This is a genomic window from Faecalibacterium butyricigenerans, assembly GCF_020687345.1.
Lineage (GTDB): Bacteria > Bacillota > Clostridia > Oscillospirales > Ruminococcaceae > Faecalibacterium > Faecalibacterium butyricigenerans.
Genome location: NZ_JAJEQL010000005.1, coordinates 97,162 through 123,673, shown reverse-complemented (window position 1 = coordinate 123,673; position 26,512 = coordinate 97,162). Strand labels below are relative to the sequence as shown.

Sequence of the window (26,512 nt, the reverse complement as noted above, 5' to 3'; positions counted from 1 at the left end):
GCCCTTGATTCGTGCCTCCCGCGCCTCGAAAGTAGCGGGTGCTTTTCTGGTTCTCTTTTGGCACGCAAAAGAGAACTAAGCCCTACCGCAAGAGCAATTTAATCCGCGCTGCAGCGCGCAGCTCCACCGCACTTTATTTGAGCCAAAAAACTCACTGCGACGTGTACCTTGCATACTCCCCCAGCTTTTCAAAGCCGAGTCGGGTATAGAAATGCACCCGCTCGGGGCTGCACAGAAAGACGGGCATCCACCCCTCTGCCGAGAGGGCATTGGCCATCCCAACGATGAGCCGCCCGCCGATGCCGCGCCCCCGCAGGGCCTCGGCCGTCTCGCCGCAGGCCATATAGGCCTGCCCATCCGCCAGCGCATAGGCTCCCACGGTGCAGACGATCTCTCCCTCCCGTTCCAGCGTCCAGACCCGGGCAAGGCCCCGGCTGCGCTTGGAACACAGCTCAGAGTAAAAATCATCCCGTTTGCCGGGGCGGTCGGGGAAGAGCATCTCCGCTGTCTTTCCGGCCGCAGGCTCGGTGTTCTTTTCGAGGCTCTGCCAGAGGGCGGCGTCTGCTTCGGGCAGAGGCAGCTGCCGCCCCGGCGGGAGGCCGAAGACTGAGAGAGTCTTGGCCCGCTTCCAGCCTGTGGGCGGCGGACACTCGGCTTCGTCCAGCACCACGGCCTCACAGCCGCAGAAGTTCAGGAATCCCGCCAGCTCGTCGGGGTTGGCGTGGCCCGCCAGCCATGCCGTGCTGCCGCCCACATCCAGCGCCAGCGTCGGCCCGGCGAAGAAGCGGCCCGGCTGGCTTTTGCCGAAGAGTGAGAGCGCCAGCGGCATCGTGGCCCCAAGACAGAGCTTTTTTCGGCAGGCGTTAAGAAACCGCTGCCGCTGGCGGGACGTTTTGACCTGTGCGATCACTTGAGGGCGTTGACGATCTTCTTGAACTCGCGTCCGCGCACCTCAAAGTTGGGGTAGAGGTCAAAGGAAGCGCTGGCCGGCGAGAGGATGATGATGTCACCGGGCTTTGCGCAGGCGCGGGCCAGCTCCACGGCGTGCTGCATATTGTCGGCGTGCCGGATGGGCAGCTCAGCCTCGTTGAAGTTCGGGTCCTCGCGCACAGCCTTCTCGATGCGGGGGCCGGTGGCACCCATCAGCACCAGATCCTTGACATGGGCGGTGATCTCCGGGGCCAGCGGCTCATAGGGGATATGCTTATCGTAGCCGCCTGCGATGAGGATGACCTTCTGGTCGAAGCTGCGCAGGCCGGCGATGGTGCGGGTGGGGCTTGTGCCGATGGAGTCATTGTAATAGGTGACGCCGTCCAGCACCCGCACCGGCTCGATGCGGTGCTCCACGCCGGTGAAGCTGCTGCCCACCAGCCGGATGGCCTCCACAGGTACCTCGCCCCAGACGGCTGCGGCAGCGGCCAGCAGGTTCTCGATGTTGTGCAGGCCCCGCAGCTTCACGTCCTTCTGGGCGAGGAAGGGGGTCACGACGCCGTTCTCGGCCATGCAGAGCATCCCGTCGTCCCGCAGGAATGCGCCGTTGTCCGTCTCGTGCAGGCGGGTGAACCAGACCTGTGTGCCCTTGCAGTCCTTCTGCATCGAGCGGCTGATCTCGTTCTCATAGCCCAGCACCGCGCGGCAGGGCTGCTTCTGGTAGAGCAGGATGTTCCGCTTTGCGTCGATGTACTCCTGCATATCCTTGTGGTGGTCGAGGTGGTTGGGGGTCACGTTGGTGACCACCGCGATGTCGGGGCTTTGGTGCATACTGATGAGCTGGAAGCTGGACAGCTCCACCACTGCCACATCGTCGGGGCTGACCTCAGGCAGCATGGGCAGCAGGGCGGCGCCGATGTTGCCGCCAAGATGCACCCTGCGGCCTGCGGCCTCATAGAACTTGGAGATGAGGGTGGTGGTGGTGGTCTTGCCGTCCGAGCCGGTCACGGCCACGATCTCGCAGGGGCAGAACTGGAAGAACAGCTCCACCTCGCTCGTGACCATCGTGCCCGCAGCCATCGCGTCCTGCAGCGGCTTCTCAAAATAGCCCACGAAGCCCGGAGTACGCATGATGATGTCCTGCCCCTTGAAGTCGTCGAGATAGTTTTCACCGAGGCTCAGGCGGATGCCCAGCTCCTTGATGGTGGCGGCGTAGTCGCCGAACTCCTCCACGCTCTTTTTCTGGTCACAGAGCGTGACCTGCGCCCCCAGCTCCACGAACTCCCGGATGAGCGTCTTATGGCTGACGCCCGCGCCGATAAAGGCAACTTTCTTGCCCTTGATGAGGTTTGCAAGCTCCTGCTGTTCCTTCTGCATAAAAAAGGCCCTCCTCTATAAATATAAATATATTACGATCGTCCCCCGCCGCACGCCGCCGCAGGAGAAAATTCATTGCCGTCCTCCATTATAGACCATTTGTGCCCGCTTGGCAACGGAAAACCCCAAACCTTGGAACAAAATGTCCGCCCAAATCAACAAAATGTCGATTGTCTTTTCGTTTCGTTTCTGCTACACTTAGTATAACTCTGATTTTTGGCGCAGCATCAGCAGCATTGCGCCCCATCGACCGCAGAGTCTCCCTGTGCCCGGCCGGGTGCAGGCCGATCTTTGAACCTGCTTTTTATGACAAACAGGGCCACCGGCCCGGAAGGATGCATTTCTTGAGACAGTTTCGCCTTATCGCAGCCCTGCTGGCTGCGTTTTTTGTCCTGAGCCTCACCGCCTGCGGCTCCGGCTCCAACAGCTTTACATGGTTCGTGGATTCCATCCCCGCGAACCTCGACCCACAGGTGGCATCCAGCGCCGCCGACGTCATCGCCTGCGAGAACCTCTACAGCGGCCTCGTCCGCCGCACGCCGGACGGCCAGCTGGCCCCCGAGCTGTGCGAACGGTGGGAGGTGTCCGCCGACCAACGCACCTATACATTTTATTTGAAAGACGGTCTGACCTATACCGCCGCAAAGGGCAGCGCCACCGACTACGCCATCACCGCCGAGGACTTCGCCTTTGCGTTCCGGCGGATGTTCCTTCCCGGAACAAATTCTCCCTATGCCGTGGAGTTTTCCGCCCTCGAGAACAGCGCCGCCGTGCTGGCCGGGCAGATGCCCGCAAGTGCGCTGGGCGTCTCTGCCCCCGAGCCTCTGCAGCTGGTGTTCCGCCTCTCCACTCCCGACGAGACCTTCCTTTCCAAGCTGACGCTGCCCGGCGCGATGCCCTGCGACGAGGAGTTTTTCAACAGCACCCGGGGCACCTACGGCCTGACCAGCGCCTCCACCCTCTCCAGCGGCAGCTTCTACCTCTACAACTGGACGTCCGGCGGCCTCTTCCTTCGCCGGGCCGCCTCCGGGGAGCAGATCGACAGCCTGCGCCTTGTGGAAAACACCAACAACTCCGGCCAGTCCGCCGAGGAGCTTATCCGCAACGAGAAGTGCACCGCCGCCCTCGACGACAGCGGCACCCCCACCTCGCTCCAGAGCGTGACCTACTCCGACACCACATGGTCGCTGCTCTTCAACTGCAATTCCATCTTCGCCTCCACCGAGCTGCGGCAGGCGCTGGCCAGCGCAGCGGTCTCGGCAGTGGAAGTACCAGACGGCGGGCTGTTCGCGGAGGCCAAGGGCCTCATCCCCGACGGCCTGACTGTGGACGGCATCGACTACCGGCAGGCGGCAGGCGATGTCCGCCCAGCCCTCGGCGACCCCCGCAGCCTCTACATCGCCGCCCGGGACGGCGGCGTCTCCCCCGCAGACTTTGGCCGCATCTCCCTGCTTCTGCCCTCCGGCAGCGGCCTCAGCGACGCCGCCGAGCAGATCAACAGCGCATGGCAGAAGGAATTTTCCCTCTTCTTCTCGGTAGAGGAGGTGGAGCCGGAGGAGTTCCAGAAGCGGCTCGAAAGCGGCGATTACACCATCGCGCTGGCCCCTGTACAGGCCGAGGGCGGCAGCGTCTACGCCGCACTGGCCCAGTTCTCCCCCACCGGCGGCGGGCTGACCGGCTACAGCGACGCCCTCTACACCACCCAGCTCTCGGCCAGCGCCACAGCCACCGGCAGCACCCGCTGCTCTCTGCTGGCCGCCTGTGAGCGCCAGCTGCTTGAGCAGGCCGTGGCCGTTCCCCTCTTCACCCAGCAGAAGCGCCTGCTCCTCGCCAACGGCATCAAGGGGCTGGTCTTCGACCCCTTCGGCCCGGTGTTGGATGTGACCTACGCGACAAAGAGCTGACCGCTCTCAGCATACTATCCCGATAACACCAAAGACGCCCGGCGGTATCCCCCGCCGGGCGTCTTTGGCATTGACAGAACAATGATAGGTGAATAATTGGGAAATGGGAAATTGGATTAGGGCTTGATGATTCATGCGGCCTTTGCCGGGGCAAAGACCAGAGCCTTCTTGCGGCGGTTCTGCATCGAACGGACCACGCAGCTCAACGTGAAGTTGATGACGAAGTAGATGACACAGGCCGCACCGAACAGCACCATGACGTCGGAGACGTTCACCGTGCCAAGGCCGTTGTAGGTGCCTGCGGCGCTCAGCAGCTGACGGATGCGGGCCATCAGCTCGATGGTGGCCACATTGGCCAGATAAGAAGAGTCCTTGATGGTGGTGATGACCTGACTGAGCAGGGTGGGCACGATGTTGCGGTAGGCCTGCGGCAGGACGATGTACAGCAGCACCTCAACGGTGTTGAAGCCCTGTGCATAACCGGCCTCGAACTGGCCCTTGGACACGCCATTCAGGCCGCCGCGGACGATCTCGGCGATGACGGAGGAGTTGAAAAGGATGAGGGCCAGAGCAGCCTTGAACAGCAGCTTCATCTCCACACTGGTCAGGCCGAACATCTTCCGGGCGAAGAAGTCCGGGCAGGGGCAGAACACGACGCAGATAAAGATCCAGAGCAGGTAGGGCGTGTTGCGGAACAGCTCGATATAAGCCGTAGCGAACCAGCCGAGGATGCGGGACGGGCCTTTCTTGCAGTAGGTGCGGGCCAGCGCCAGCAGAGAGCCGACGATGAGGCCCATGATGACACCCAGCACCGAGATGATGCAGGTGAAGGCCACACCCCGCAGCAGGTAGAGCATGACGCCCTGCTTCGTGAGGATGGAAAGGCTTGCAGCAAGCGTTTTCATATCAGGCAGCCTCCTTCAGCTCCACTTTCTTGTTGGCGGTCTTGAGGTTTGCGTTCACGCTGCCCTTGCGCTCCTTGAGGGAGGCTTCCCAGCGGGCTGCCAGCGTGGACAGCGGGAAACAGACCACAAAGAAGATGACGCCGCAGACGATATAAGCGGGGGCGTATGCGCCGCCGGTGGAAGCACCGGTGACGAAGCTGTAGGTCACGCTGATGAGGTCAGCACCGCCCACGATGTAGAGGCAGGAGGTATTCTTGAAGAGGTTCACCACCTGATTGACCATCGGAGGGAGCATCACGGGGATGCTCTGGGGCAGGATGATGTAGCCCATCCGCTGCAGATAGCTGAAGCCCTGTGCCTGTGCGGCCTCGAACTGGCCCTTGGGGACCGACTCGATGGCGGCGCGGACGACCTCGCCCATGTAAGCGCCGGTGTAGACGCCCAGCGCGATAATGCCGGTGCGGATGACGCCGAGGCTCACGCCTGCAAAGGCCAGCGCATAATACAGGAAGCAAAGCTGCAGCAGCAGCGGGGTGTTCTGGACGAACTCGACATAGATGCGGGCGACGATGCGCAGCGGCTTATTGCCGCTGGTGGACATCAGACCCAGCGCAGCACCGATGATAAAGGCCAGCGCCAGTGCGCAGACAGCCGTCTGCAGCGTGTTGCCCAGACCCAGCAGAAAGCTCTCCCGATGTGTCCAGACGGTGGACCAGGAATCCAATGAAAACAAGCCAGACATGGCAAGCGCTCCTTTCCCTACACTCTCTTTGTTCTGGAAGATCCGGGTTTAGCCCAGACCGTTGTCTTTGATGAGCTGATCGATGGTGCCATCGGCCAGCCAGCCCTTGATGAGGTCGTCGCACACCGTGGAGAAGTCGCTGCCCTTCTTGGTAGCGACGCCGTACTCCTGCGGGCTGAACTCGGCGTCAATGTAGCTGCGGCCTTCGGTCTTGTAGATGGCGAGGATGGACTTATCAACGCAGAAGCCCTGCACCTCGCCTGCGCTCAGTGCGGTGCTGATGGCGGGATAGTCGTCGTACTGACGGAAGGAGATGCCGTCCTTCCAAGTGTCGGCGTTGAAGGTGTCGGCGTCGAAGTTTGCACCGTCCAGCACACCCTCGTCGATCATGGCCTTGACCAGTGCACGGGCGGAGGTGGAGCCGGAGGAGACGCCCACGACCTTGTCCTTCAGGTCAGCCAGACCCTTGATGCCGGTGGAATCCTCCACCAGAACGGAGACGTAGTCGGTGTAGTAGGGGGTGGAGAAGTCCCAAGTCTTCTTGCGCTCCTCGGTGATGGTAAAGGTGGCCAGAACAGCGTCGATGTCGCCGGAGTCCAGCAGCTCGCCACGGGTGGCGGCGGTAACGGTGGTGAACTCCACGTCCACACCGAGGTGCTCTGCGATCATCTCTGCAAGGCTGTCCTCGAGACCGGTGTACTCACCGGTGAGGGTATCCTGAAAGCTAAAGCCCTGCACGGCGTTCTTGACGCCGACCTTCAGGACGCCGCGGTCCACGATGGCCTGCGTGTCAGCGCCCAGCGCTGCGGCAGAGGCGGCCGTGCTGCCGGCGGCAGAAGATGCCGTAGAGGCTGCGGTAGAGCTTGCGGAGCCGCCGCAGGCGGTCAGGGCAGCCGCAGCGCCCACAAAACCAGTGACCTTCAGGAAATCACGACGCGAGATCTTTTTCATAATAAACCACTCCTCTTTGTTTTTTCGGCCCGAGCGGCTTTCCCTGTCCGCTCCGAAACGGCCTGTTATCAACAACGGCGTCTCACCACAACTTGTGAGTCCCTGCCGTGTCAACCTTTGTGATGTTCGTCCTCAGCGGACGATCTTGCTCAGGAACTGCCGGACGCGCTCGTTCTTGGGGTTGGTGAAGAAGTGCTCCGGCGTGCCCTCCTCTACGATCTGGCCATCCGCCATAAAGACGATCCGGTCGGCGACATTCCGTGCGAAGCCCATCTCGTGGGTGACGACCACCATCGTGATGTTCTTCTCGTGTGCCAGCCGCACCATGACGTCCAGCACTTCCTGGATCGTCTCCGGGTCGAGGGCCGAGGTCGGCTCGTCGAACAAGATGATCTTGGTCTGTGCGCAGAGGGCACGGGCGATGGCGATGCGCTGCTGCTGACCGCCCGACAGCTGGGTGGGGTAGACATCCGCCTTATCCCGGAGGCCGACGACCTCAAGATAATGATATGCCAGCTCCTCCGCTTCCTCCTTGGTCTTGTGGTGGAGCTTCATGGGAGCCAGCGTCAGGTTCTTGAGCACCGTCATGTGGGGGTAGAGGTTGAACTGCTGGAAGACCATGCTCATGTTGTCGCGGACGATCTTGGTCTTGTTCTTGTTGGTCAGCTCCTGACCGTCGATGTAGACGTGGCCGCTGGTCGGCTCTTCCAGAAAATTCATGCAGCGGACGGTCGTGGATTTGCCGCTGCCGGACGGTCCGATAATGACCAGCTTTTCCCCCTCGGCCACCTCAAGATTCACATCCTTCAGGACGTGCAGGTCGCCGAAATACTTGTCAACGTGTTCGAGTTTGATCACTGTGATCCCCGCCTTTCCCTATCCTAGTTCTGTCGTCCGTGCTCTAGCGCCACGAACAGCGCATCCAGTGCGGCTTTCCCGGACCGCACACAAAAACGAAAAAACAAAAAAGGCGCAAAGTGAACACGTTCACTTAAGCGCCTTTGCTTTCGTTAGCTAAAGTATAGTCTTTTTCCGTTCAACTTTCAATCCATAAAGTGCAACAAAAATCTGAACGGTCTTATCTGCATTTTGGAAAGCTGCACAAACATCATACTTAAAATCCGTAAATCAGCGAACCATCAGCAGGAGTAGTGCCGACGCAACGGCCTGCAGGATGAGCCAGCGGGCCACCACCTGCTCATCGCTCCAGCCCAGACGCTTGCGCACATGGTCGTGCAGCGGGGTGAGGGTGTTCCGGAGGATGCTGATGTGCAGGAAGCGCTTGAAGCTGATCTTCAGGATGCCGAGGCTGCCGTCCACGATGAACACCAGTGCCGCCAGCAGGAAGGCGAAGGGATGGCCGCTCTTGAGGGCGAGGATCGCGAGGAAGAAGCCCATCGCACGGCTGCCGGCGTCGCCCATCAGGAGGCTCGAGGGCTTGGCGTTGGACCACAGGTAGGCCAGCAGCGCACCGATGAAGACGATGGCTGCGGTGGAGTAGTCGCCCAGCTCCTCCCCGTAGGCCAGCAGGAAGGTGCCGATGCTCACCACCGCAAGGCTGGCAGACAGGCCATCCACGCCGTCGGTGCAGTTGACCACGTTGATGCTGGCCCAGATGAGGATGACGATGAGCAGCAGGTAGAGCGGGTACGGGATGGCGAAGGTCATGCTCAGGAAGTGCACCGCCGTGCTGTTGAAGTTCAGGTAGGTGACACCCGCCACCACTGCGATGACAAAGTCGATAAGTCCCTTCTTGTACTCGTTCCACGCCGTCTCGGAGGCGTCATCGAAATAGCCCGAGAGCATGGAGGCGATGAGCAGGACAGTATAAATAAGGTATTCCACCTTAAAAGGCACCACCGCCAGCGTCACCAGCGCGATGCAGAGCACAAAGATGAGTCCCGAACCCCGGGCCTTGCCCTTGGAAAGCTCGCCGTTGACCGCGAAAGCACGGCCATGGTCGTGGGGGAGCTTGTCGTGGAAGACCGAGTCCATCAGGGCGGTCAGGGCAAACGCCAGCAGGAACGCCAGCGCGTCCACGGTCTGCTGGCCGGTGGCTGAAATAAGCTGCAGCATATTTTAAACCTCTTTCAATGATATTCTTCTTACTCCGAGAGTGTATCACGCCGGGGCCAAAAAATCAATCACCCGGTCATAAAAGCTGTAACCCGCTTTTGCCGATGCCAGGACCTTCGCCCTTTAAAACTGTACTTCCGGTACAGACGCCCCCATTCGTCACCTGCGGTGACTGCATCCCCCGGCCGGGGGATGTTATAATGCGGAATCAATTTCATCACGGAAGCTGCTGGTTTGACAAATTTCAGCCTCTTACTTATAATAGGAGAGCAAATTCAACCATAACGAAACAGGAGACGACATGACACTTTCTTTGGAGCAGATCTCCGCCCGGATGCGGCAGGGCGAAGACATCCCGCTGTCCGATACTGCCCGCATCGCCCTGACCCTGAGCATCCCGTCCATCTTGGAACAGCTGGTGGTCACGGCCATGGAGTACATCGACGCCGCCATGGTGGGCCACATCGGCGCAGAGGCCACCGCCGCCATCGGCATCGTCAGCTCGAGCACATGGCTGCTCCATGGCATCCTCGTGGGGCTGTACACAGCATTTTCCATCCAGATCGCCCAGTACCTCGGGGCCGACCGCCAGCAGGACGCCCGGGGCGTGCTGCGGCAGGCCATGCTTTTCAACCTGATGCTGGGGCTCGGCGCTGCGGTCTTCGGCGTCGGCATCAGCCGCTTTCTGCCCGGGTGGCTGGGGGCAGACGTCTCCCTTCAGGCCAACGCCAGCGCCTACTTTGCCATCTGGTCAGCGGCTCTCCCCTTCACCATGGCGATGGGGATGTATACTGCCATGCTCCGGGCCACCGGCGACGCCCTGACCCCCGGCCTCATCAGCGTGCTGGTCTGCGCGCTGGATGTGGTCTTCAACTTCTTCCTCATCAACCCCACCCGGCAGCTGGTGCTGTTCGGCCAGAGCGTTACCGTCTGGGGCGCAGGCCTCGCCGTGCCGGGCGCAGCGCTGGGCACGGCCCTCTCCACCGTCGTGGGCGGTCTGCTGGCGCTGGGCGTCCTGCTGCTGCGGGACGGCCCGCTCTGCATCCGTAAGCCCGGCAGCTGGCGCATCACCTCCGCCTGTCTGCGCAACCTCTGGCGGGTGGGCGCACCGCTGGCCGCAGAGCGCGCAGCCCTCTCCTCGGCGCAGGTGCTCCTTGTCCGGATCGTCTCGGGCCTCGGCACGGTAGCCATCGCCGCCAACAGCCTCGGCGTCAGCGCCGAGGGCCTCTGCTATATGGCGGGCTACGGCATTCAGGACGCCTCCATCGCCCTCATCGGGCAGGCTGTCGGTGCCCACCGCCGGGACATGGCCAAGCGGTTCGCATGGCTCTGCACGGCGATGGGCATAGCCATCATGGCCCTGTCGGGCGTAGGTCTCTGGCTCTTCGCCCCGGCCCTCATGGGCATCTTCACGGCGGACGCCGCCGTCATCGCGCTGGGTGCGCGGGTGCTGCGCATCGAGGCCTTTGCCGAGCCGATGTTCGGTGCCAGCATCGTCGCCAGCGGCGCGATGCAGGGCGCAGGCGACAGCACTGCCTGCTTTTTGCTGAATCTCCTCAGTATGTGGGGCATCCGGCTCACCCTCGCCTTCCTGCTGGCCCCTCGGCTGGGCCTCGTGGGCGTCTGGGCCGCCATGTGCCTCGAGCTTTGCATCCGGGGCGTGCTCTTCCTCCTCCGGCTTGCAAGGGGGAAGTGGCTCGACAAGGGCGCTTTGCAATAAAAAAACAACCTCTCCGTCATCGCTTTGCGATGCCGCCTCTCCTCGGTAGGAGAAGCGGCAAAGCCGAAGGCTTTGACTGAGAGGTTTTTCTTTCTTACTTAATTACTTGATTACTTGCGGCCATGCAGGATGGGCGACAGCGGCTTATAGATGACCATGCAGAGCACGGCATCCAGCAGGCCCTTGACCAGCGTGAAGGGCAGGTTGAAGATGACGAGGCACTTAATGAGGCTGTCCGCCGAGGGCAGGATGGCCTGATACATCCCGAGGATGGCTTCCAGCGGCATATGGTAGAACTCCACATAGGCCGGGTAGGTGATGAAGTAGTTGGAGGGTACACTGAAGACGGCCATTGCGGCGGCACCCGCCAGCGCACCGAGGATGGCGGTCTTGCGGCTCTTGTGACGCTTGTAGATGAAGCCCGCCACAGCGGAGAAGACAGCGCCCAGCATAAAGTTGCACAGCTCGCCCACGCAGGCGGTGGAGGTGCCCTTGATGACGATGTGGAGCAGGTTCTTCATGAAGCTGATGACCACGCCGTACACCGGGCCGAGGGCGAAGGCACCCAGCAGGGCGGGCAGGTCGGAGAAGTCCATCTTGACGAAGGACGGGATGAGCATCGGGATGGGGAACTCGATGAACATCAGGATGAAGGCCACGGCGCTGAGCATAGCGGCGACGGTCAGGTTGTGGGTCGTATCTTTTCTCATAATTTTCCTCCCGGGGCAGCTGCCCCACTCAATAAAGACTGGAAAGCCCTTTTCGCACGCGCCGGAACCGGGAAGACAAATGAAAACGCGCCCTGCCATAGCCTAACACTATAACAGGGCGCGCACAAACAAACCGATTTGTCTGCCGTTTCTTGCATCCGGACTATACCGTTGGCCCCGGAGTCTCACCGGGTCAGCACTCTTTGGGAGTGGTCGCGGGCTATACCGCCAGTGGGGAATCACACCCCGCCCTGAAACGAACTTTCTGGGCAGAGTATAACGCGCTCTCCCTTTCTTGTCAAGCCCCTTTGTTCAACTTTTTAACAACCCGCCCCGGATTTGCGCCGGAGGCCGGAGTATGCTATACTGATTCCATCATTATTCGTCCGGAAGGAATTTGTTTTTATGATCTTTACCATCCATGATTTAGGCTTTTCGTTCGCCGGGCTGCTGCTGGAAGGCTGGTTCGCCTTTGCAGCCCGGTGCGTCTGTGCGCTGGCTCTGCTGTTCGTCGGCTGGGTCTGCTGCCGCTGGCTCCGGAAAAAGCTCTTCCCCCGCCTGTTGCAGCGCAGCTGGCACTTCGCCTTTACCCATCCCCTGCTGGAGAGCTTCGCCAGCCCCGCCGCCCGCATCGCGTGGTATACCGGCATCTATCTGGCCCTGCGCAGCCTGCCGTGGGCCATTCCCGGCTTCCCGGCCCTCCTGCTGAAGGTCTACCGGATGCTGCTGGTCTTCCTCATCGGCACCGGCTTCTACCACGCCTCCGGCATCGCAGCCCTCCTGCTGGCCTCGTCCAGCGAGGAAGTCCGCACCAACCGCACCCTCCTCACCCTGCTGGATAAGGCCTACAAGATCGTTGTCGTCCTGCTCTGCGGCGCGACCATCGCGCAGGAGAGCGGCCTGCCTGTGGGCAGCATCGTGGCCAGTGCGGGTCTTGTCGGCCTGACCATCTCGCTGGCCGCGCAGGACATGGCCAAGAACTTCTTCAGCGGCGTGGTCATCCTGCTGGACAAGCCCTTCTCCATCGGCGACTGGATCTCCGTCGGCGAGGTGGAGGGAGAAGTGGTGGACATCAACTTCCGTTCCACCAAGGTACGGGCCTTGGACAACTCGGTCTACATCCTCACCAACAGCACCGTCAGCAGCGCCACCATCAACAACGCCACCCTCCGCAACAAGCGGCTCTACCGCTTTACGCTGGGCGTCACCTACGACACCACCCGCCCCCAGCTGGAAAAGCTGATGGCTGACCTGACCGCCATGCTGAAAGCCAGCCCCGACGCCTACGAGGACACCGCCTTTGTCCGGATGACCGGCTTCGGCGATTCCAGCATCAACCTGATGGTCTCCGCCTATCTTCGCACCGCCGACTACGGCGTCTTCCTGCGGATGCAGAACGACCTGAACCTGAACATCATGGACGTGATGAAGGCCGACGGTGTGGAATTTGCCTTTCCCTCCACGACGGTCTATCTCGAAAAAGAGGGCTGAACCTAAAAAATCCGATGCAGATGCATCGGATTTTTTGTTACAGCGCGATGTCCAGTGCCATCATAAGGGCAAAGCCCAGCACCACGCTGACGACGCCCGCCGGTTCGTCCTGCCCCACGGCCTCGGGGATCATCTCCTGCGCCGTCACGCAGACCATGCACCCGGCGGCGGCGCTCATCAGCCACGGCAGGGCGGCGCTGACCCAGCCCGCGAGGGCCAGCGCCAGCAGCGCCCCCAGCGGCTCCACGAGGCCCGACGCAGCCCCGGCGCAGAAAGCTTTCCGCCTCCCCTGCCCGGCCTGTGCCAGCGGCAGGCTCACCGCCGCGCCCTCCGGGATGTTCTGCAGGCCGATGCCCAGCGCAAGGGCCAGCGCCCCGCTGACGGCCTCCGGCTCACCCCGCAGCGCCAGCGCCGCCGCAAGGCCCACCACCATCCCCTCCGGCAGGTTGTGGAGGGTCACAGCCAGCACGACCCGGCCCATCCGGCCATGCTCCCTCCCGCCGCCGTGCATCAGCCGCCCGGCGGCTTCTTCCAGTCGCAGCAAGCCCACAGCGCCCAGCACAAGCCCCGCTGCCGGGGCCAGCCAGACCGGCAGCGGCCCGGCCTCTGCCCGCTCGATGGCGGGCAGGAGCAGGCTCCACACGCTGGCGGCCAGCATGATGCCCGCCGCCATGCCGCAGAGCATCCGCCGGGTGCGCGGCTCGTCGGCCCGCCGCACCAGAAAGACCCCCGCCGCACCCAGCGCGGTGCAGAGCGCAGGCAGCAGCAGGATGACAGCCGTAAACAGATAGACGTTCACATTGCATTCCCCCTTCCCACCGATGTATGCGGCAGAAAGAGAGAGTGTGAATGCAGAAAGCGGAGGCCTCCCGGACAGGGAGGTCTCCGCTTTTTTCTGCACAGCGTTCCTTATTCCGACAGCTCGTGCAGCGTCTCCGTGCACGGCAGTCCTTCCAAAGCATTCTTCAGCTGCGGTAGCAGCGGTCCTGACCCACGAGCCAGTCCTCGCACAGCCGCTCGGCCTCTTCCCGGCTGCGGCTGACGCAGTGGAACAGCCGCCCCTTCAGCGAGCAGTAAGAATAGCGGATCTTCGACACTCCATTTGCATCCCGGAACGACTCCCATCGTTCCTGTCCCGGCATCAAACAGCTTTGCTCCATGATTTTTCGCTCTTCCTTTCCGGCCGCTCTGGGCAGCACAACGTGTTCATTTTATCACGTTTTGGCCGGGGAGGCTATTCGCTCTTTCCACAAAAAGCGCCTTGCTTTTTAAGGGAGAATGTGTATTGACAGCGGGGGATTCAACAGCGTTTCTTTTTCTTCCAGACAAAATACCCCGTGTATACCACAAACACCGCCAGCCCGGCCAGCGAGACCTTGCCGGCCAGCGAGAAGCCGTCGGCCTGATAGACAAAGTCGATGGTGTTCTCCCCCGCCGGGGCCAGAACCGCCATCAGCCCCTCATCCACCCGGAGGATGTCGGTCTCCTGACCGTTGACGTAGGCTGTGAAGCCGTCGTCGTAGGGGACGGAGAAGAAGACGAGGTCCTCCTTTCCGAGGTCGATCTCGGCATGGAAGCCGGAGTTGGTCATCTGGAACACGCTGCACGCAGAGGCCCGGCGGTCGGCACAGTCGGAGACATAGGTGTCATACCACAGGTCGTTCCGCTTCTCCTCGGGCAGCTTTTTGAGATACTGGCCATAGACTGCGGCATCCTCCTCGCTGAGCACCAGCGCACGCATCAGAAGGTTCGAGCGGGTGTTCTTCACCGTAGCTTCGTACTCCTCTTCGGTGATGTAGTAGTCGTAGGTGAAGCCCATGGGAACGTAGTTTTTGTTCTCGTAGAGCATGAAGCCGTCCCGGGTGTCGTAGTAGTCCCACCCCTCGTCGGCAGCGGCGAGAAAATCTTCCTGCTTTTCGGGAGTGGTGATGAGGTATTTCACGCTCAGCAGGCCCCGCAGGGCATAGTTCGAGATCTCCGGCTCACTGCGGACATCCCGCTTGACGCCCAGCGCCGGGTAGAAACTGAGTATGCTGGGCGCGGCCGTACTGCCGAAGTATTGCAGGCAGCTCTTGTCGAGCCAGAGGCCGAGGTTGTCGTGGGTCTCATAAGTGTCCACACGCCAGTCGCCCTCCGGCAGGTCATCTTTCAGCTGGAGGGCCGAGGTGTACTGCTCCACAAGGTCGCTGTCCGTGTGCCACTGGCCGAACTTGCCGATACCGATGTGCACCATGCTGAACAGGCAGGCAAAGGCCAGCACTGCTGCCGTCATCCGGCGGGCAAAGGCCCGGCTGCCCCGCCAGCGGCGGCAGATGAAGTGATAGAGCACCAGTCCCCCCAGACCAAAGCCCAGAACGACGAAATACTGGCCGGGATTCTGCAGAACGCCCAGCGACCACTCTTTGGTACTGCTGTCCTGCACCGGCACCACAGCAAACGCCAGCGTCGCCAGCATCAGCCAGCCGATGCCCCGCGCCGGAGCGTCCAGCTCGTCGGCGGTGATGTCGGGGCTTTCCAGCCCGCAGGCCGTCATGGCGCAGAGGATAAGCACCGGCATATAGTACCAGCGGGCGTAGTAGCTGGAATTGAGGGCATAGAAGGCGCTGTTGAGCACCGGCACCAGCGCAAAGACGGCACAGACAGCGACGATGCGCTTTTTGCTGTCACCCTGCCGTGCCCGCCAGTAGGCCATCGCGCCTGCCAGACTGCACAGGGGCAGGTAGGCGGACATACTCGTCCATTTGATGATGCCCTCCGACCAGATGGAGGTGATATAGGGCGAGTCGGGCGGCAGGATCCAGCTCAGCAGAATGGCCAGATACTGCTGCACCTTCGAGTAGGTCAGGAAGCCCCATCCCGACGAGAGATCGATGGTGCGCGGGTTCTGCAGCAGACTCAGCACGGCAGGCCAGAGCAGGACGAAGCCCAGCGCCGCGCCCAGCAGGCTCTCGAACGCCAGCCGGGCAAAGAGCCGGAGATTCATCGGGAAATCTCCGGCGGTCAGCTTACAGATAAAGTAGATGACAAGGAAGATGACCTGCCCGATGAAGAAGAAATAGTTGTTGAGCAGGTTGACCCCCACCCAGAACGCGAAAAGCCCATAGTGCTTTTCCTGCTCGTAGAGCGTCTCATCCAGCGCCCAGAGCATCCACGGGAAGAGGGCCACCACATCCACAAAGTGGTTGAAAAAGACATTGTAGACGCTGAAGCCCGAGAATGCATACAGGCAGGCGCCCAGCATCGCATAGTCGGTGCGGCGGACGTAGCGGCAGAGGTAGCGGTATGCGCCGCCGCCCGCCACCGCGAACTTGAGGATGAGCAGGGGCACCATGAGGTAGGGCAGCCAGTTCTGGGGGAAGATGAGCGACAGCCAGAAGAAGGGCGAGCCGTACAGATAGAAGGAGTAGGCGTTCATCGCACCGCTGCCGAGGTCGGTGGCCCACGAGAAGGTGTTCCGGGCCGCACCGGCCATGCCGTCGGGGTAGCCGCCCCCCTTGATGAAGCCGTTCATGTAACGGTAAAAGCTGATCTGCTGGCTGTTGAAATCGCCGGCGTAGTGGAAAAAGCCGCCATCTATGAGATAGAACGGCAGGAAGAACACTGCCGCCGTCAGCGCGCAGAGCAGCATCGTGCGGAGCATCTGATCCCGCCGCCCCGGCATATTGAGAAGCCGGGCACTCCCGGCCTGATGATTCAGATCGTCCATCGTATCCTCTTTCCCCGCCCGGAGGGGCGGCACAGGCCCGGAGCCTGCATCGTTTTCGCGTTCAGTATAGCACGCGGCTGTGTGGAAAAAAAGAATTTTCACATTTTGCTTGACATTCGCCCGCCGGGCAGGTATAACCCTCTCAAAGACACTTCAAGGAGGCCGCCATGAAGCTATATCCCTTCAGCGCCCTTTTGGCGCGGATGAAATACATCACCCGGTGGAGTCTGATGCACTCCACCCGCCCGGAATCCCTCAGCGAGCACACCTGTGACACCGCCCTGATGGCACACATCCTCTGCCTCATCGCGCGGCGGTACACCGGCACCCCCTGCCGCCCCAAGACGGTGGCGGTGGCGGCGCTCTACCACGACGCACCTGAGATCATCACCGGCGATATGCCCACGCCGGTGAAGTACAGCAGCCCCGGCCTGCGGGACGCCTACAAAGCGCTGGAAGCCGAGAGCGTGGCTTCCATGACCCGCCTGCTGCCGCCGGAGCTGGCCGAGGAGGTCAGCCCCTTCATCTCCGGCAGCCTGCTGACCGCCGAGGAAAAGCGTCTGCTGAAAGCCGCCGACCGGCTCTCGGCCCTCGTCAAGTGCATGGAGGAACAGCGCAGCGGCAACCATGAGTTCGACGCCGCGCTCCGTCAGCAGCAGGAGGCGCTGGAAGGGATGCATTGCCCCGAGGCCGACTGGTTCATGGCCCACTGTCTGCCCTGCTTCACCCAGAACCTCGACGAGCTGACCCGCAGCGAATAGGCGTTACGGAAAGGGGACTTCCCGCACATCGTCCGGGTCCTGCCCGGCTTTGCGCTGCTCTTCGAATACTGCCGCGATCAGCTCGTCCAGATCTTCCAGACGGGACAGGGTGCAGCAGCAGCGGCGGAGGGCGGCAGCGCCCTTGAGGCCCTTCATATAGTGCATGGTCTGGGCGCGGGCCTGCGGCATGGCCGTATACTCGCCCTTCTGCTCCACCATCTCCTCCACCTGACGGCGGAGAGCGTTCATCCGGGCCTGCAGATTCGGCTCCTTGGGGGCGGGCAGGCCCTCGATGGCGGCATTCACCCGCTCAAAGAGCCACGGGTCGCCCAGCGCTCCCCGGGCGATCATGACGCCGTCGCAGCCGGTGCGGGACATCATCTCCACGGCATCCTCTGCCGTGTGGATGTCGCCGTTGCCCAGCACGGGCACCTTCACTGCCGCCTTGACCTTGGCGATGATGTCCGGGTCGATGCCCGGAGCGTACATCTGCTCCCGGGTGCGGGCATGGACTGCGATGAGCTGTGCTCCCGCCTGTTCGCAGGCTTTCGCGCACTCCACTGCCGTGATATGGTCGGCGTCCCAGCCTTTCCGCATCTTGACCGTCACCGGACGGGAGGTGTGGGCCTTGACCTGCTCGACGATGCGGCCGCAGAGGTCAGGATCCAGCATCAGCTTGCTGCCCGCGCCGCCCGAGACGATCTTGGGGGCCGGACAGCCCATATTGATGTCCAGAAAGTCGAAGGGGTATGCTTCGATGGCCGCTGCGGCCTCGCCCATGATCTCCGGCACCTCGCCAAAGATCTGCACACCATAGGGTGCACCGTTGGGTTCGGCTTTGAGCAGGCTGACCGTCTTGTGGTCATGGTAGACCAGCGCCCGGCTGGACACCATCTCGCTGACCGTAAAGCCTGCGCCGTGCTGGGCCATCAGCCGACGGCAGGGCGCGTCCGTGAAGCCCGCCATCGGGCCGAATACTGCCCGGTGGGGCAGGGTGATATTTCCGATCTTCAAAGGTTCCATCTTATCCCTCGTTTTGCTTGACAAGCGCTTGCAAAAGCTCTATACTGTAAATAAGAAAGGCACTGTCTGCGAATGGTCAGCGTCCTTCCAGCATTAAGTCAAAAGAAATGACCGCTGGCTGTGGGAGCTTGGGCGGTCATTTCTTTTTGCCGTTAAAAATAGTCCAGCTGATTTGAAACGTGATGTAGATCGCCCCGCCAAGAAGCGAGAGCAATAATACGACCTGTTCAAATGTCATGGAGCATCCCCCCTTTCGCCTATGCGTCAGGGGACAGCAGAAAGCTCACCTCCCCGGCGCAGGGCCGGAGGGACGTGACCACCTACATTGCAGACAGTACCAGTGCTGCCTATGCAGCATCTATAGAATATCATATTTTCTGCCCGAATACAACACCCCGTCCGCTCACAGGCCGGGGTGTTCGTCTTGTCTATCCCGCCTTCTCCTGCTATACTGAGAACCAAAGGAGCGGCGGGCAGGCCCCGCCGGACAAAGGCTTATGGAGTATCGGAACTGGAACCAAAAAGACGGCACCGGACGAAGCATCTCCACCTCCCTGCTGGGATATGGATGTATGCGCTTTCCCACCCTGCCGGACGGCAGCATCGACGAGGTGCGGGCCGAAAAACTGCTGAACACAGCCCGGGAGGCGGGCGTCAACTATTTTGACACCGCCTTCCCCTACCACGGCGGCGCAAGTGAGCCTTTCGTGGGCCGCGTCATCGCAAAATGGCCCCGGGAGAGCTTCTACCTCGCCACCAAGCTGCCTGTCTGGAACTGTAAGACCCTCGACGAGGCCAAGGCCATCTTCGAGCAGCAATTCCAGCGGCTGGGCGTGGACTACATCGACTTCTACCTGCTGCATTCCCTGCACAAGGCCCGCTATGACGCGGCCAAGGAGATGGGCATCGTGGATTGGCTCTGGGAGCAGAAAGCCGCCGGGCGCATCCGCAGCTTCGGCTTCTCCTGCCACGACAACGCAGCAGGCTTCGAGCACATCCTGCGGGACCAGCCGTGGGACTTCTGCCAGCTGCAATATAACTATCTTGACACCGACGACCGGGCTGAAGAGATCGCAGGCGACCGGGGCTACGCCCTCACCGAAGAGCGGAATGTCCCCCTCATCATCATGGAACCCATCAAGGGCGGCACGCTGGCCCAGCTCCCGCCGGATGCCGCTGCGCCGCTGCGCGCACTGGACCCCGCCGCCAGCGCCGCCTCGTGGGCGCTGCGCTGGGTGGCCAGCCATAAAAATGTGAAGGTCGTCCTCTCCGGCATGAGTGCAGAGGACCAGCTGGGCGACAACCTCTCCACCTTCGGACAGTTCCGGCCCGTGACCGACGCCGAGAATGCAGCCATCCACCAGACTGCCGACATCCTGCGCAGCCACATCAGGGTCGGCTGCACCGGCTGCCGCTACTGTATGCCCTGCCCGATGGGGGTGGACATCCCGGACAATTTCAGCATCTGGAACAAACTGGGGATGTTCGGCCAGAAGGACGCCATCCGTCAGCAGTGGACGGCCCACTTCCCCGACGCCGAAAAGGCTAGTCACTGTGTCCGCTGCGGCAAATGCGAGGCCGTCTGTCCCCAGCACCTGCCCATCCGGGACTCCCTCGCAAAGCTTCAGACCGAGCTGGACAGCTTATAACAAAAGAAAGGCGCTCTGCCTGTCCCGAGAGACGGCAGAACGCCTTTCTTTTTAGCCCACGTTGATGTGGCCCACCGGAAGCACCTTCCGCTTGTTGTCGTCGGGCTTGGCCGTCAGGCTGATGGCCAGCGACGCCGGGCCGACACGGCCCATGAACATACAAGCCATATACAGCAGCTTTGCGCCGGTGTTCAGCTGCCCTGTGACGCCCACCGACAGGCCCACCGTACCGAACGCCGAGCAGGACTCGAAGATACAGTCGATGACCGACACCGTCTCAGCCGTGTTATAGTAGACCACGACAGCCGAGCCGAACGCCGCCACTGCGCCGAGGACGATGATAGTCAGTGCGCGGTAGACCGTTTTGGACTCGATGTGGTGTCCGCCGATGACGCAGTCGTCGCGGCCCTGTGCCACACTGCGGATGGTCAGGATGAGCACCGCAAAGGTCGTCACCTTGACGCCGCCGCCCGTCGAGCCGGGGGCCGCACCGATGAACTGCAGCACACTCATCAGAAGCTTGCTGATGGGGCTGCACGCTGCGAGGTCGATGGTATTCATACCGGCGGTACGGGTGGACACCGACTGGAACAGAGCCGCCATCAGCTTGCTCGGGACGGACAGGCCGCCCATCGTCTTGGGATTCGACCACTCCAACAGGGCCAGCAGCACCGCACCGCCCACCCAGAAGATGGCCGAGAACTGCAGCACGACCTTCGCGTGGAGGGAGAGATGTCGCTTTTTGCGGTACTCCGCCAGCTCCACCCAGACCATGAATCCCAAGCCGCCGGCCATGATCATAAACATGACGACCGCCTGCACATAGTAGTTGTTGACGTAGGGCACCAGCGATGAATAGGCCCCAAACCGCCCAAAGAGGTCAAAACCTGCATTGCAGAAGGCCGAAATGGCCGTGAACACGCTGACCCACACGCCCTCTGCGCCGAACTGGGGCACGAAGGCGAAGAGCAGCAGCACGATGCCCACGGCCTCAAAGGCTGCTGCCAGCTTGATGACGATCTTCAGCACCTCGGTAGCCTTGGACAGGCCATCTGCCGAGACGCTCTCGCCCAGCAGCCGCAGGTCGCGGAAGCCCATCCGCCGCCGGGCTGCCAGCGCAAAAAAGCTGGTCAGGGTGACGAGGCCAAGGCCGCCCACCTGAATGAGCATCAGGATGACTACCTGCCCAAACAGCGAAAACTGGCTCCATGTATCCCGCACGATCAGACCTGTCACACAGGTGGCACTGGTGGCGGTGAACATCGCGTCGATGACCCCCAGCCGCCCCGTCCTGCTGGAAATGGGCAGGGTCAGCAGCAGCGTCCCCACCGCGATGACCAGCAGGAAGCTGATGCAGATGGTCTGCGTTGCGCTGCTGCCCGCCAGCCAGCCCTTGTTGGGGCGGCGGAGCGTCCATTCTTTCTTTTTGGTTTTTCCCATTGCAACCTCCCGGGCCGCCTCCGGCCATCTGCCGGAGGGGCGAGTCGTTCTGCGCCTCCGCGCAAAGTTCCCCAGCGCAGAAGCCTCTTCTTATAGGATACACCTTTTTTCTCTCCGGTTCAACTTGATTTTATGCTCCATTTGCGGTATTATATTTGTGGTGTGTCTCAGTAGCTCAGTTGGATAGAGCGTCCCCCTCCTAAGGTTATGCTCTACCGGCCGCCTTACGATGAAAAGTGATCGTTACCAATTTTAATTGAATAGATGTCTCTGTAGCTCAGCAGGATAGAGCGTTCGCCTCCTAAGCGAAAGGCCGTGGGTTCGAATCCCGCCAGGGACGCCAGCAAACACGCCGAAAACCTTTGATTTATCAGGGTTTTCGGCTTTTCTTATTTCTGCGGCTTTTGTGGCTTTTTTGCAAAAAACCTTGGTTTGCTAACATTTGCTAACGAGATTTGGCCTTTTGCTAAGAAAGGCGGTAAGTCAGAGGTTCGATTTTTACCAAAGGAACTTGCAAACATTTGTTAGCAGAAATTAGAGGAAGTTGCAAACAAAATCGCGAATTTGCTAACATCGCTCAAAAATGCTTTCAGAACCTTGCTAACAAAAAAAGTGTTTGGTCACTGTGCAAAGTGGTTCAAACGAAGAAAACCTCTCACAAAGTGAGAGGCGTTCTTCTGAGGGAGGGACTTTATAAAGCTTTTGCCAGCTGCTTGAGCAGTGCGGCAGTTTCGGGATTTTTAAGCAGTTCCAGTATCTTCGCTGCATCACTTTCATCACTTTCAGTGACGGCAGTATCCGCAGTTTTAGGCTCTGTATCTTCAACAGGATCAGGAGTCTTGGATGAGTAAAATGCTTCCTCCAATCGCTGAGCGTTTATGCAGCGATCCTCGTCGATGATGTGAGAGTAGACATCTGCAACCATTTTTACCTGAGCATGACCAGAGTCGCCCTGGACGGATTTCATATCGCCACCATTGAGTTTCAGCTTGTAGGTGATACTGGAGTGACGGAGAGAATGGAATACAACATGAGGCAGTCCGTTTTCTTTGATAAGTTTATTGAAAGCACGGTTAATCACCTGGCTTTCCATCGGACGGCCATTGCTGGAGCAAAAGACCAGGTTATTGTCGATGTATTCATCTCCAAACAGATCCATCAGCTCATCAATTTCTTTTTTTCTCTCTACCAGCATATAGGCAACTGTTTTCGGCAGGTACACGCGGCGAATACTGGTTTTGGTTTTAGGCTCTTTCAGGACCAGAGCAGTATGGGTACTGGCTATGCAAGGTGGAAACTTCTTAATAACACCTTTGTCGCTCAAATCGTCCAATGCACCTCGTGTAACCCGTTGCAGCTCTTTGTTGACGAATATATAAGCTGAACCATTTTCTATGCTCTGTGGTGCAATATCAATGCAGTCCCAGGTAAGGCCCAGCATTTCACCAATGCGTAAAGAGCAGGAGAACGCCAGATTTAAGGCAAGGGAGAGGATAGGATCATCACAGACTTCCATCGCCTTGCTCAGCGTTTCGGCAGTCCATATATCCCGTTCTTTATGTTCTTCTTTGGGAAGTGTCGCATTCAGAACAGGGTTACGGCTGATTAGTTCCCAACGCACCGCCTGATTAAAGGCACTGCGAAGTAGCTTGTGAATTTCTCTTACTGTATGCGGGGTCAGATATTCGCTTGTGGGTTTGCGGTTGTTGACGCTTACCGTTTTCACAGAGAGCAGATCGCGGTAATACTTATCCATCATCCTTGGAGTGATGTCGGATAGTAACATATCTCCGATAATAGGAGTTATGTAGTTTCTCGCCAGACCACGGCGGCTTTCATATGTTGACATTGCCCATGTATTTACACCATAGATGGACATATATTCATCGAGCAGATCGTTCAGGGTCTTTGCCGTAGGAATAAAGAAGGTTCCAGAGTCCTGCTCATACTCAATTTGCTTTTTTCGTTTTTTTGCTTCTGCATTTGTGCTGAAGGTTTCCCAACGCTGTCTGCGTTTTCCGTTTTCATCTGTGTAATCATACACCACAGAATATTTGCTTTTACGCTTCACGATAGATGCCATTTTCATTGCTCCTTTCTGAGATTTTCACATAATGAGTTTGCTTTTGATACCAGGCTTCAAAACTGCTGGTAATGATACGAATTCTTCGATCAATCAAGGTCGTCTCAAAATAGCCCCTTTTAACAAGGTCATAAGCTGTGCCAGATTTCAGCCCCAAAAGATCCGCCATTTCCGGTACTGACATCGTAGTATGCCTCCATTTCTCTCCGGGCGGTGTACCATCCACTTTTTTATAGTGGAACTGGCCGGCATACCAATCTTCAAAGCTATCCAGCATAACTCTCATTCGTCCGGCCACTTGAATTGTTTTGAAATAGTTCTTTTTAACCAACCAGTAGGATTCTACTTTACCAAGCCCAAGCATTTTGCCCATCTCTGGTACAGACATACTGGTCTTTACTCTTTGTTTTTGCATGGCTTTTGCCTCCTCTATAAAGTTTTTCTTGCTATGGCCTCATTGTAAGAGAAAGCAGAAAAAAAGTTAAGGATGTCGATTTGGAGATCGGCATCCTTGACAAATCATTCATCTGCGTGATCCAGCCAGTCATCAAAGCTCTTTTTGGAAATGCGGATATGACCGCCGACTCTGACGCTGTGGAATACACCTTGTTTTACCAGGTTATATGCTGTGGGACGACTGATACCCAGAATGTCCTGAATCTCATCGACCGTATAGGTTCTTTTGTCATAGCTGACAGGATTTTGTTCATTAAAGCGGTTCAATTCCGCAATTCTTGCTTCAAACATAAAAACGCCTCCTTTATCCGGTAAGTGGCCTTACGGAGCCTCCATTTCCTCCGGAATATGAATATCTAAACTAACTTGCAGAGCATCATCAATCGCTCTCATTTCTTCGCGAGATACGCGCCCAATGTACGATAAAACACGCCTTTTATCAATCGTTTTAATTTGCTCCAGCAAAACAACAGATTTCAGTCCAAGCTCTGGAACGCTCTCCAGTGCATAGTGTGTGGGCAGCTCCTTTTTCTTAATCCATTTACTGGTGAGCGGAGCCACGATCAAAGTAGGGCAGAAAAAATTCCCCACATTGTTTTGAAGAACCAGGACAGGACGGGTGCCGCCTTGCTCTGATCCAAAATAAGGGTTCAAATTGGCATAATATAAATCCCCACGCTTATAAATCCAATCTTCTTTCATGTTCATCCTCCTATGTTTTTAGATTTGATTATGTAAGAAGGAGGCTCTGCAAATTACAGAGTCTCCTTCGATTTAGCGCCTGTTTTATCCCTTACTTGTCCACGACACCCCAGGGATTTGGGTAATCATTAAGCCGCAGGTGGCTGGCCTGCTTCTCAGGAATTTCACCTCCACTTCGTTTGGTCTTACCCATGGCCTGCGACGGTTGTTATCACGCTCGGACTATGGCTGTAAGAGAGCTTTCCTCCTTGTTATGCCATGACCGGATGCCATCCGATGTATTCCAGCCTGATATATTTCTGATAAACCGCAAACTCATCTATACAGCAAAAATGGGTTGGCCTGTTATGTGAGTGGCAGCTCTCAGAAAATATACCGCTGATGTAGCGGCTATTACGCCCAAAGAGGATCAAACTTAATGATTCGTATATGAGGTTGTCAAGGTGCAAGTGAAAGGATTTCCCTCTCACTTGCTACTGCCACTTTTTTTAGAAATCTATAACCAACTTTTTTATTTTTTCTTCAATTTTTTTCAGACGCTTATGAGCTGCGGGCTGACTAATGCCATATCTTTTGGCTAATTGCAGTGTACTTGGCTTTTCCATGCCGTAATAATCCAAGATAAAAGAGCGTTCTTTCTGACTCAGCTGCTGCAAAGCACGGTGCAGATCGGCCATAAGAAGATTACAAATTGCTTGTTCCGCAGTATCAACAGATTCATCCACAAACAAATCTGTATCCTGATAACCTTCCTCTGTGCCGTCACGATCTCCCACATGAGAAGCCGGGAATATAGAGCGACTTTTCTCATGTTCCTGGAGATAGCGGCTGTGGCGGTCCTCCTGTTGGTATTTTTCAAAATCTTTGCGAGAACATTCCATGATAATGCGGTCATCTTCATCACGGAACATTTTGACTGTTTCAACAAAAAAGCGCCCAGTAAAGCAACCATTGCGGCGTGCCTTACTGAACGCTGAAAAACTGATTTCCTCCCATTCCTGTGGGCTGTTATTTTTCCAAATGAATACTCTCGTCATATCCTTTCCTCCGTTCAAATTCTTGGTAGTCAGCGAATTTGAACGGTGTCATGGATATTTTGCTATGTACGCCTCCCAGCGCATACCGGCCTCCTAATACCGGGCAAAGAAAAAGGCCGGAAGTGTTTTCACCTCCAGCCATGTTCCTGCCGCCATATTGCAGCAGGAATGAAAAAAGCCCGGTTAATGCCGGGCCTTATGTAGAAAAGTATTCAATTTAGTGCATTCCTGCCACTATAACAAGTATAGCAGGTCGGAAGTCGGAAGGGAGTAGGGATTAGGTCGGGGATTTGTCGGGATTTAGTCGGGATTTAGTCGGGGCAGTTCCTCCAGGACTTCTGGAATAGAATATCCAAACAAGCAAACAGAAAATAAATAGATGGCTTCTCGTTTTCGGTCATAAAAGACACTGCGCTCTATATTTAGTTCTTCCAGCAATTCTTTCTCTGTGCTGTTGAACCGATAGATGAATTGCTTAGTCAAAATTTCATAGTAAAGTTCTCCTCGATCCGGATACCGTTTCAGACGAAGGAGTGCACGGTCAATAATATTGACCAGCATTTGATTTTGAACAAGGCAGCAAACTTTTTCTTCAAAGGCTTGCAGTTCAATATCTGGTGCAAAATTTTCAAGATAGCAGAGGCCAGACTCTATATCTTGTTCTCCCATAATCCAAGCAGTTTCTTGTAATTCTTCTGCCCGTTCACTCAGAACCCAGACTACATCACGGTAAATCTTTAGAATCAGCTTACTTCTATGAAACGCAGCATCGCTGTTAAGCCCCAAAGCTGTTAGCCTGCTGTTACATTTTTGGATTGTTGTACTTTCTTTTCTCATAGAATATCCCTC

At 58.4% G+C, this 26,512-nt stretch carries 24 protein-coding genes, 1 tRNA gene and 1 riboswitch; of the genes, 6 read left to right on the top strand and 19 right to left on the bottom strand.

Features of this window, described 5'->3' with window-relative positions:
• Positions 1-151 precede the first annotated feature (151 nt).
• Both LKD23_RS03700 and murD read right to left on the bottom strand, forming a co-directional pair.
• Positions 152-829, bottom strand: a complete 678-nt coding sequence (locus LKD23_RS03700; protein WP_227620407.1) for a GNAT family N-acetyltransferase — start codon at positions 827-829, stop codon at positions 152-154.
• 77 nt (positions 830-906) lie between these two features.
• The gene (gene murD / locus LKD23_RS03695; protein ID WP_227620406.1) at positions 907-2,307 is read right to left on the bottom strand and encodes a UDP-N-acetylmuramoyl-L-alanine--D-glutamate ligase; all 1,401 of its coding nucleotides are present in this window, start codon (positions 2,305-2,307) and stop codon (positions 907-909) included.
• Positions 2,308-2,642: 335 nt separating this feature from the next.
• On the opposite strand from murD, the gene LKD23_RS03690 reads away from it, so the two are divergent.
• On the top strand, positions 2,643-4,211 hold the full coding sequence (locus LKD23_RS03690; protein WP_227620405.1) for an ABC transporter substrate-binding protein: 1,569 nt from the start codon (positions 2,643-2,645) through the stop codon (positions 4,209-4,211).
• 131 nt (positions 4,212-4,342) lie between these two features.
• On the opposite strand, the gene LKD23_RS03685 is transcribed toward LKD23_RS03690, so the two are convergent.
• The 5 genes from LKD23_RS03685 to LKD23_RS03665 all read right to left on the bottom strand — a co-directional run bounded on the left by LKD23_RS03685 (position 4,343) and on the right by LKD23_RS03665 (position 8,885).
• Positions 4,343-5,116, bottom strand: coding sequence for an amino acid ABC transporter permease (locus tag LKD23_RS03685; RefSeq protein WP_227620404.1), 774 nt, complete (start codon positions 5,114-5,116; stop codon positions 4,343-4,345).
• A gap of 1 nt (position 5,117) precedes the next feature.
• Positions 5,118-5,858, bottom strand: coding sequence for an amino acid ABC transporter permease (locus LKD23_RS03680; RefSeq protein WP_227620403.1), 741 nt, complete (start codon positions 5,856-5,858; stop codon positions 5,118-5,120).
• Positions 5,859-5,906: 48 nt separating this feature from the next.
• On the bottom strand, positions 5,907-6,809 hold the full coding sequence (locus LKD23_RS03675; RefSeq protein ID WP_227620402.1) for a transporter substrate-binding domain-containing protein: 903 nt from the start codon (positions 6,807-6,809) through the stop codon (positions 5,907-5,909).
• 132 nt (positions 6,810-6,941) lie between these two features.
• Positions 6,942-7,667: an amino acid ABC transporter ATP-binding protein gene (locus LKD23_RS03670; RefSeq protein ID WP_227620401.1), complete on the bottom strand. Its 726-nt coding sequence runs from the start codon at positions 7,665-7,667 to the stop codon at positions 6,942-6,944.
• Positions 7,668-7,937: 270 nt separating this feature from the next.
• Complete coding sequence (locus LKD23_RS03665; RefSeq protein ID WP_227620400.1) at positions 7,938-8,885, bottom strand: MraY family glycosyltransferase; 948 nt, start codon at positions 8,883-8,885, stop codon at positions 7,938-7,940.
• A gap of 301 nt (positions 8,886-9,186) precedes the next feature.
• Here LKD23_RS03665 and LKD23_RS03660 point away from each other — a divergent pair, with 301 nt between their 5' ends.
• The gene (locus tag LKD23_RS03660; RefSeq protein WP_227620399.1) at positions 9,187-10,605 is read left to right on the top strand and encodes an MATE family efflux transporter; all 1,419 of its coding nucleotides are present in this window, start codon (positions 9,187-9,189) and stop codon (positions 10,603-10,605) included.
• 110 nt (positions 10,606-10,715) lie between these two features.
• On the opposite strand, the gene LKD23_RS03655 is transcribed toward LKD23_RS03660, so the two are convergent.
• Positions 10,716-11,315, bottom strand: coding sequence for an ECF transporter S component (locus LKD23_RS03655; protein WP_227620398.1), 600 nt, complete (start codon positions 11,313-11,315; stop codon positions 10,716-10,718).
• Positions 11,316-11,457: 142 nt separating this feature from the next.
• Positions 11,458-11,578, bottom strand: a riboswitch (FMN riboswitch).
• 142 nt (positions 11,579-11,720) lie between these two features.
• On the opposite strand from LKD23_RS03655, the gene LKD23_RS03650 reads away from it, so the two are divergent.
• Positions 11,721-12,806 (top strand): mechanosensitive ion channel family protein, encoded by a 1,086-nt coding sequence (locus tag LKD23_RS03650; RefSeq protein WP_227620397.1) that lies wholly within the window; start codon positions 11,721-11,723, stop codon positions 12,804-12,806.
• Positions 12,807-12,843: 37 nt separating this feature from the next.
• Here the strand turns inward: LKD23_RS03650 and LKD23_RS03645 are convergent, their stop codons facing one another.
• From LKD23_RS03645 to LKD23_RS03635, 3 genes are all read right to left on the bottom strand, one after another.
• Entirely contained in the window at positions 12,844-13,479 is a 636-nt protein-coding gene (locus LKD23_RS03645; RefSeq protein ID WP_227620408.1) for a ZIP family metal transporter, read from the bottom strand.
• 292 nt (positions 13,480-13,771) lie between these two features.
• Positions 13,772-13,966, bottom strand: a complete 195-nt coding sequence (locus LKD23_RS03640; RefSeq protein ID WP_227620395.1) for a DUF3873 family protein — start codon at positions 13,964-13,966, stop codon at positions 13,772-13,774.
• Between the two features lie 140 nt (positions 13,967-14,106).
• Positions 14,107-16,512, bottom strand: a complete 2,406-nt coding sequence (locus LKD23_RS03635; protein ID WP_227620394.1) for a YfhO family protein — start codon at positions 16,510-16,512, stop codon at positions 14,107-14,109.
• Positions 16,513-16,679: 167 nt separating this feature from the next.
• Here LKD23_RS03635 and yfbR point away from each other — a divergent pair, with 167 nt between their 5' ends.
• The gene (gene yfbR, locus LKD23_RS03630; RefSeq protein ID WP_227620393.1) at positions 16,680-17,273 is read left to right on the top strand and encodes a 5'-deoxynucleotidase; all 594 of its coding nucleotides are present in this window, start codon (positions 16,680-16,682) and stop codon (positions 17,271-17,273) included.
• A gap of 3 nt (positions 17,274-17,276) precedes the next feature.
• Here the strand turns inward: yfbR and dusB are convergent, their stop codons facing one another.
• A complete protein-coding gene (gene dusB / locus LKD23_RS03625) occupies positions 17,277-18,296 on the bottom strand; it encodes a tRNA dihydrouridine synthase DusB (protein ID WP_227620392.1) in 1,020 nt (339 codons plus the stop codon).
• 497 nt (positions 18,297-18,793) lie between these two features.
• Here dusB and LKD23_RS03620 point away from each other — a divergent pair, with 497 nt between their 5' ends.
• Positions 18,794-19,945 (top strand): aldo/keto reductase, encoded by a 1,152-nt coding sequence (locus LKD23_RS03620; RefSeq protein ID WP_227620391.1) that lies wholly within the window; start codon positions 18,794-18,796, stop codon positions 19,943-19,945.
• A gap of 51 nt (positions 19,946-19,996) precedes the next feature.
• Here LKD23_RS03620 and LKD23_RS03615 read toward each other — a convergent pair whose 3' ends face one another.
• Positions 19,997-21,385: a TrkH family potassium uptake protein gene (locus LKD23_RS03615; RefSeq protein ID WP_227620390.1), complete on the bottom strand. Its 1,389-nt coding sequence runs from the start codon at positions 21,383-21,385 to the stop codon at positions 19,997-19,999.
• Between the two features lie 266 nt (positions 21,386-21,651).
• Between LKD23_RS03615 and LKD23_RS03610 the strand changes: the two genes are divergently transcribed.
• Positions 21,652-21,728: transfer RNA gene (locus LKD23_RS03610), tRNA-Arg, on the top strand.
• 348 nt (positions 21,729-22,076) lie between these two features.
• Here LKD23_RS03610 and LKD23_RS03605 read toward each other — a convergent pair.
• From LKD23_RS03605 to LKD23_RS03580, 6 genes are all read right to left on the bottom strand, one after another.
• Positions 22,077-23,468, bottom strand: coding sequence for a tyrosine-type recombinase/integrase (locus LKD23_RS03605; protein WP_007862346.1), 1,392 nt, complete (start codon positions 23,466-23,468; stop codon positions 22,077-22,079).
• Positions 23,446-23,883: a helix-turn-helix domain-containing protein gene (locus LKD23_RS03600; protein ID WP_002569113.1), complete on the bottom strand. Its 438-nt coding sequence runs from the start codon at positions 23,881-23,883 to the stop codon at positions 23,446-23,448. The genes LKD23_RS03605 and LKD23_RS03600 overlap by 23 nt, the downstream gene beginning before the upstream one ends.
• Positions 23,884-23,987: 104 nt before the next feature.
• Complete coding sequence (locus LKD23_RS03595; RefSeq protein ID WP_002569114.1) at positions 23,988-24,215, bottom strand: helix-turn-helix domain-containing protein; 228 nt, start codon at positions 24,213-24,215, stop codon at positions 23,988-23,990.
• A 30-nt stretch (positions 24,216-24,245) separates the two neighbouring features.
• Positions 24,246-24,626: a type II toxin-antitoxin system PemK/MazF family toxin gene (locus tag LKD23_RS03590; protein ID WP_002569115.1), complete on the bottom strand. Its 381-nt coding sequence runs from the start codon at positions 24,624-24,626 to the stop codon at positions 24,246-24,248.
• A gap of 488 nt (positions 24,627-25,114) precedes the next feature.
• A complete protein-coding gene (locus LKD23_RS03585) occupies positions 25,115-25,663 on the bottom strand; it encodes a sigma-70 family RNA polymerase sigma factor (RefSeq protein ID WP_003524839.1) in 549 nt (182 codons plus the stop codon).
• Positions 25,664-25,963: 300 nt separating this feature from the next.
• Complete coding sequence (locus tag LKD23_RS03580) at positions 25,964-26,500, bottom strand: hypothetical protein (protein WP_002592913.1); 537 nt, start codon at positions 26,498-26,500, stop codon at positions 25,964-25,966.
• Positions 26,501-26,512 lie beyond the last annotated feature (12 nt).

What these genes read in the sequence shown, in the direction of transcription:
- LKD23_RS03700 (WP_227620407.1), bottom strand. Translation starts at nt 829, where the DNA reads ATGCCGCTGGCGCTCTCACTCTTCGGCAAAAGCCAGCCGGGCCGCTTC.
- murD (WP_227620406.1), bottom strand. Translation starts at nt 2,307, where the DNA reads ATGCAGAAGGAACAGCAGGAGCTTGCAAACCTCATCAAGGGCAAGAAA.
- LKD23_RS03690 (WP_227620405.1), top strand. Translation starts at nt 2,643, where the DNA reads ATGCATTTCTTGAGACAGTTTCGCCTTATCGCAGCCCTGCTGGCTGCG.
- LKD23_RS03685 (WP_227620404.1), bottom strand. Translation starts at nt 5,116, where the DNA reads ATGAAAACGCTTGCTGCAAGCCTTTCCATCCTCACGAAGCAGGGCGTC.
- LKD23_RS03680 (WP_227620403.1), bottom strand. Translation starts at nt 5,858, where the DNA reads ATGTCTGGCTTGTTTTCATTGGATTCCTGGTCCACCGTCTGGACACAT.
- LKD23_RS03675 (WP_227620402.1), bottom strand. Translation starts at nt 6,809, where the DNA reads ATGAAAAAGATCTCGCGTCGTGATTTCCTGAAGGTCACTGGTTTTGTG.
- LKD23_RS03665 (WP_227620400.1), bottom strand. Translation starts at nt 8,885, where the DNA reads ATGCTGCAGCTTATTTCAGCCACCGGCCAGCAGACCGTGGACGCGCTG.
- LKD23_RS03660 (WP_227620399.1), top strand. Translation starts at nt 9,187, where the DNA reads ATGACACTTTCTTTGGAGCAGATCTCCGCCCGGATGCGGCAGGGCGAA.
- LKD23_RS03655 (WP_227620398.1), bottom strand. Translation starts at nt 11,315, where the DNA reads ATGAGAAAAGATACGACCCACAACCTGACCGTCGCCGCTATGCTCAGC.
- LKD23_RS03650 (WP_227620397.1), top strand. Translation starts at nt 11,721, where the DNA reads ATGATCTTTACCATCCATGATTTAGGCTTTTCGTTCGCCGGGCTGCTG.
- LKD23_RS03645 (WP_227620408.1), bottom strand. Translation starts at nt 13,479, where the DNA reads ATGGCGGCGGGCATCATGCTGGCCGCCAGCGTGTGGAGCCTGCTCCTG.
- LKD23_RS03640 (WP_227620395.1), bottom strand. Translation starts at nt 13,966, where the DNA reads ATGGAGCAAAGCTGTTTGATGCCGGGACAGGAACGATGGGAGTCGTTC.
- LKD23_RS03635 (WP_227620394.1), bottom strand. Translation starts at nt 16,512, where the DNA reads ATGGACGATCTGAATCATCAGGCCGGGAGTGCCCGGCTTCTCAATATG.
- yfbR (WP_227620393.1), top strand. Translation starts at nt 16,680, where the DNA reads ATGAAGCTATATCCCTTCAGCGCCCTTTTGGCGCGGATGAAATACATC.
- dusB (WP_227620392.1), bottom strand. Translation starts at nt 18,296, where the DNA reads ATGGAACCTTTGAAGATCGGAAATATCACCCTGCCCCACCGGGCAGTA.
- LKD23_RS03620 (WP_227620391.1), top strand. Translation starts at nt 18,794, where the DNA reads ATGGAGTATCGGAACTGGAACCAAAAAGACGGCACCGGACGAAGCATC.
- LKD23_RS03615 (WP_227620390.1), bottom strand. Translation starts at nt 21,385, where the DNA reads ATGGGAAAAACCAAAAAGAAAGAATGGACGCTCCGCCGCCCCAACAAG.
- LKD23_RS03605 (WP_007862346.1), bottom strand. Translation starts at nt 23,468, where the DNA reads ATGGCATCTATCGTGAAGCGTAAAAGCAAATATTCTGTGGTGTATGAT.
- LKD23_RS03600 (WP_002569113.1), bottom strand. Translation starts at nt 23,883, where the DNA reads ATGCAAAAACAAAGAGTAAAGACCAGTATGTCTGTACCAGAGATGGGC.
- LKD23_RS03595 (WP_002569114.1), bottom strand. Translation starts at nt 24,215, where the DNA reads ATGTTTGAAGCAAGAATTGCGGAATTGAACCGCTTTAATGAACAAAAT.
- LKD23_RS03590 (WP_002569115.1), bottom strand. Translation starts at nt 24,626, where the DNA reads ATGAAAGAAGATTGGATTTATAAGCGTGGGGATTTATATTATGCCAAT.
- LKD23_RS03585 (WP_003524839.1), bottom strand. Translation starts at nt 25,663, where the DNA reads ATGACGAGAGTATTCATTTGGAAAAATAACAGCCCACAGGAATGGGAG.
- LKD23_RS03580 (WP_002592913.1), bottom strand. Translation starts at nt 26,500, where the DNA reads ATGAGAAAAGAAAGTACAACAATCCAAAAATGTAACAGCAGGCTAACA.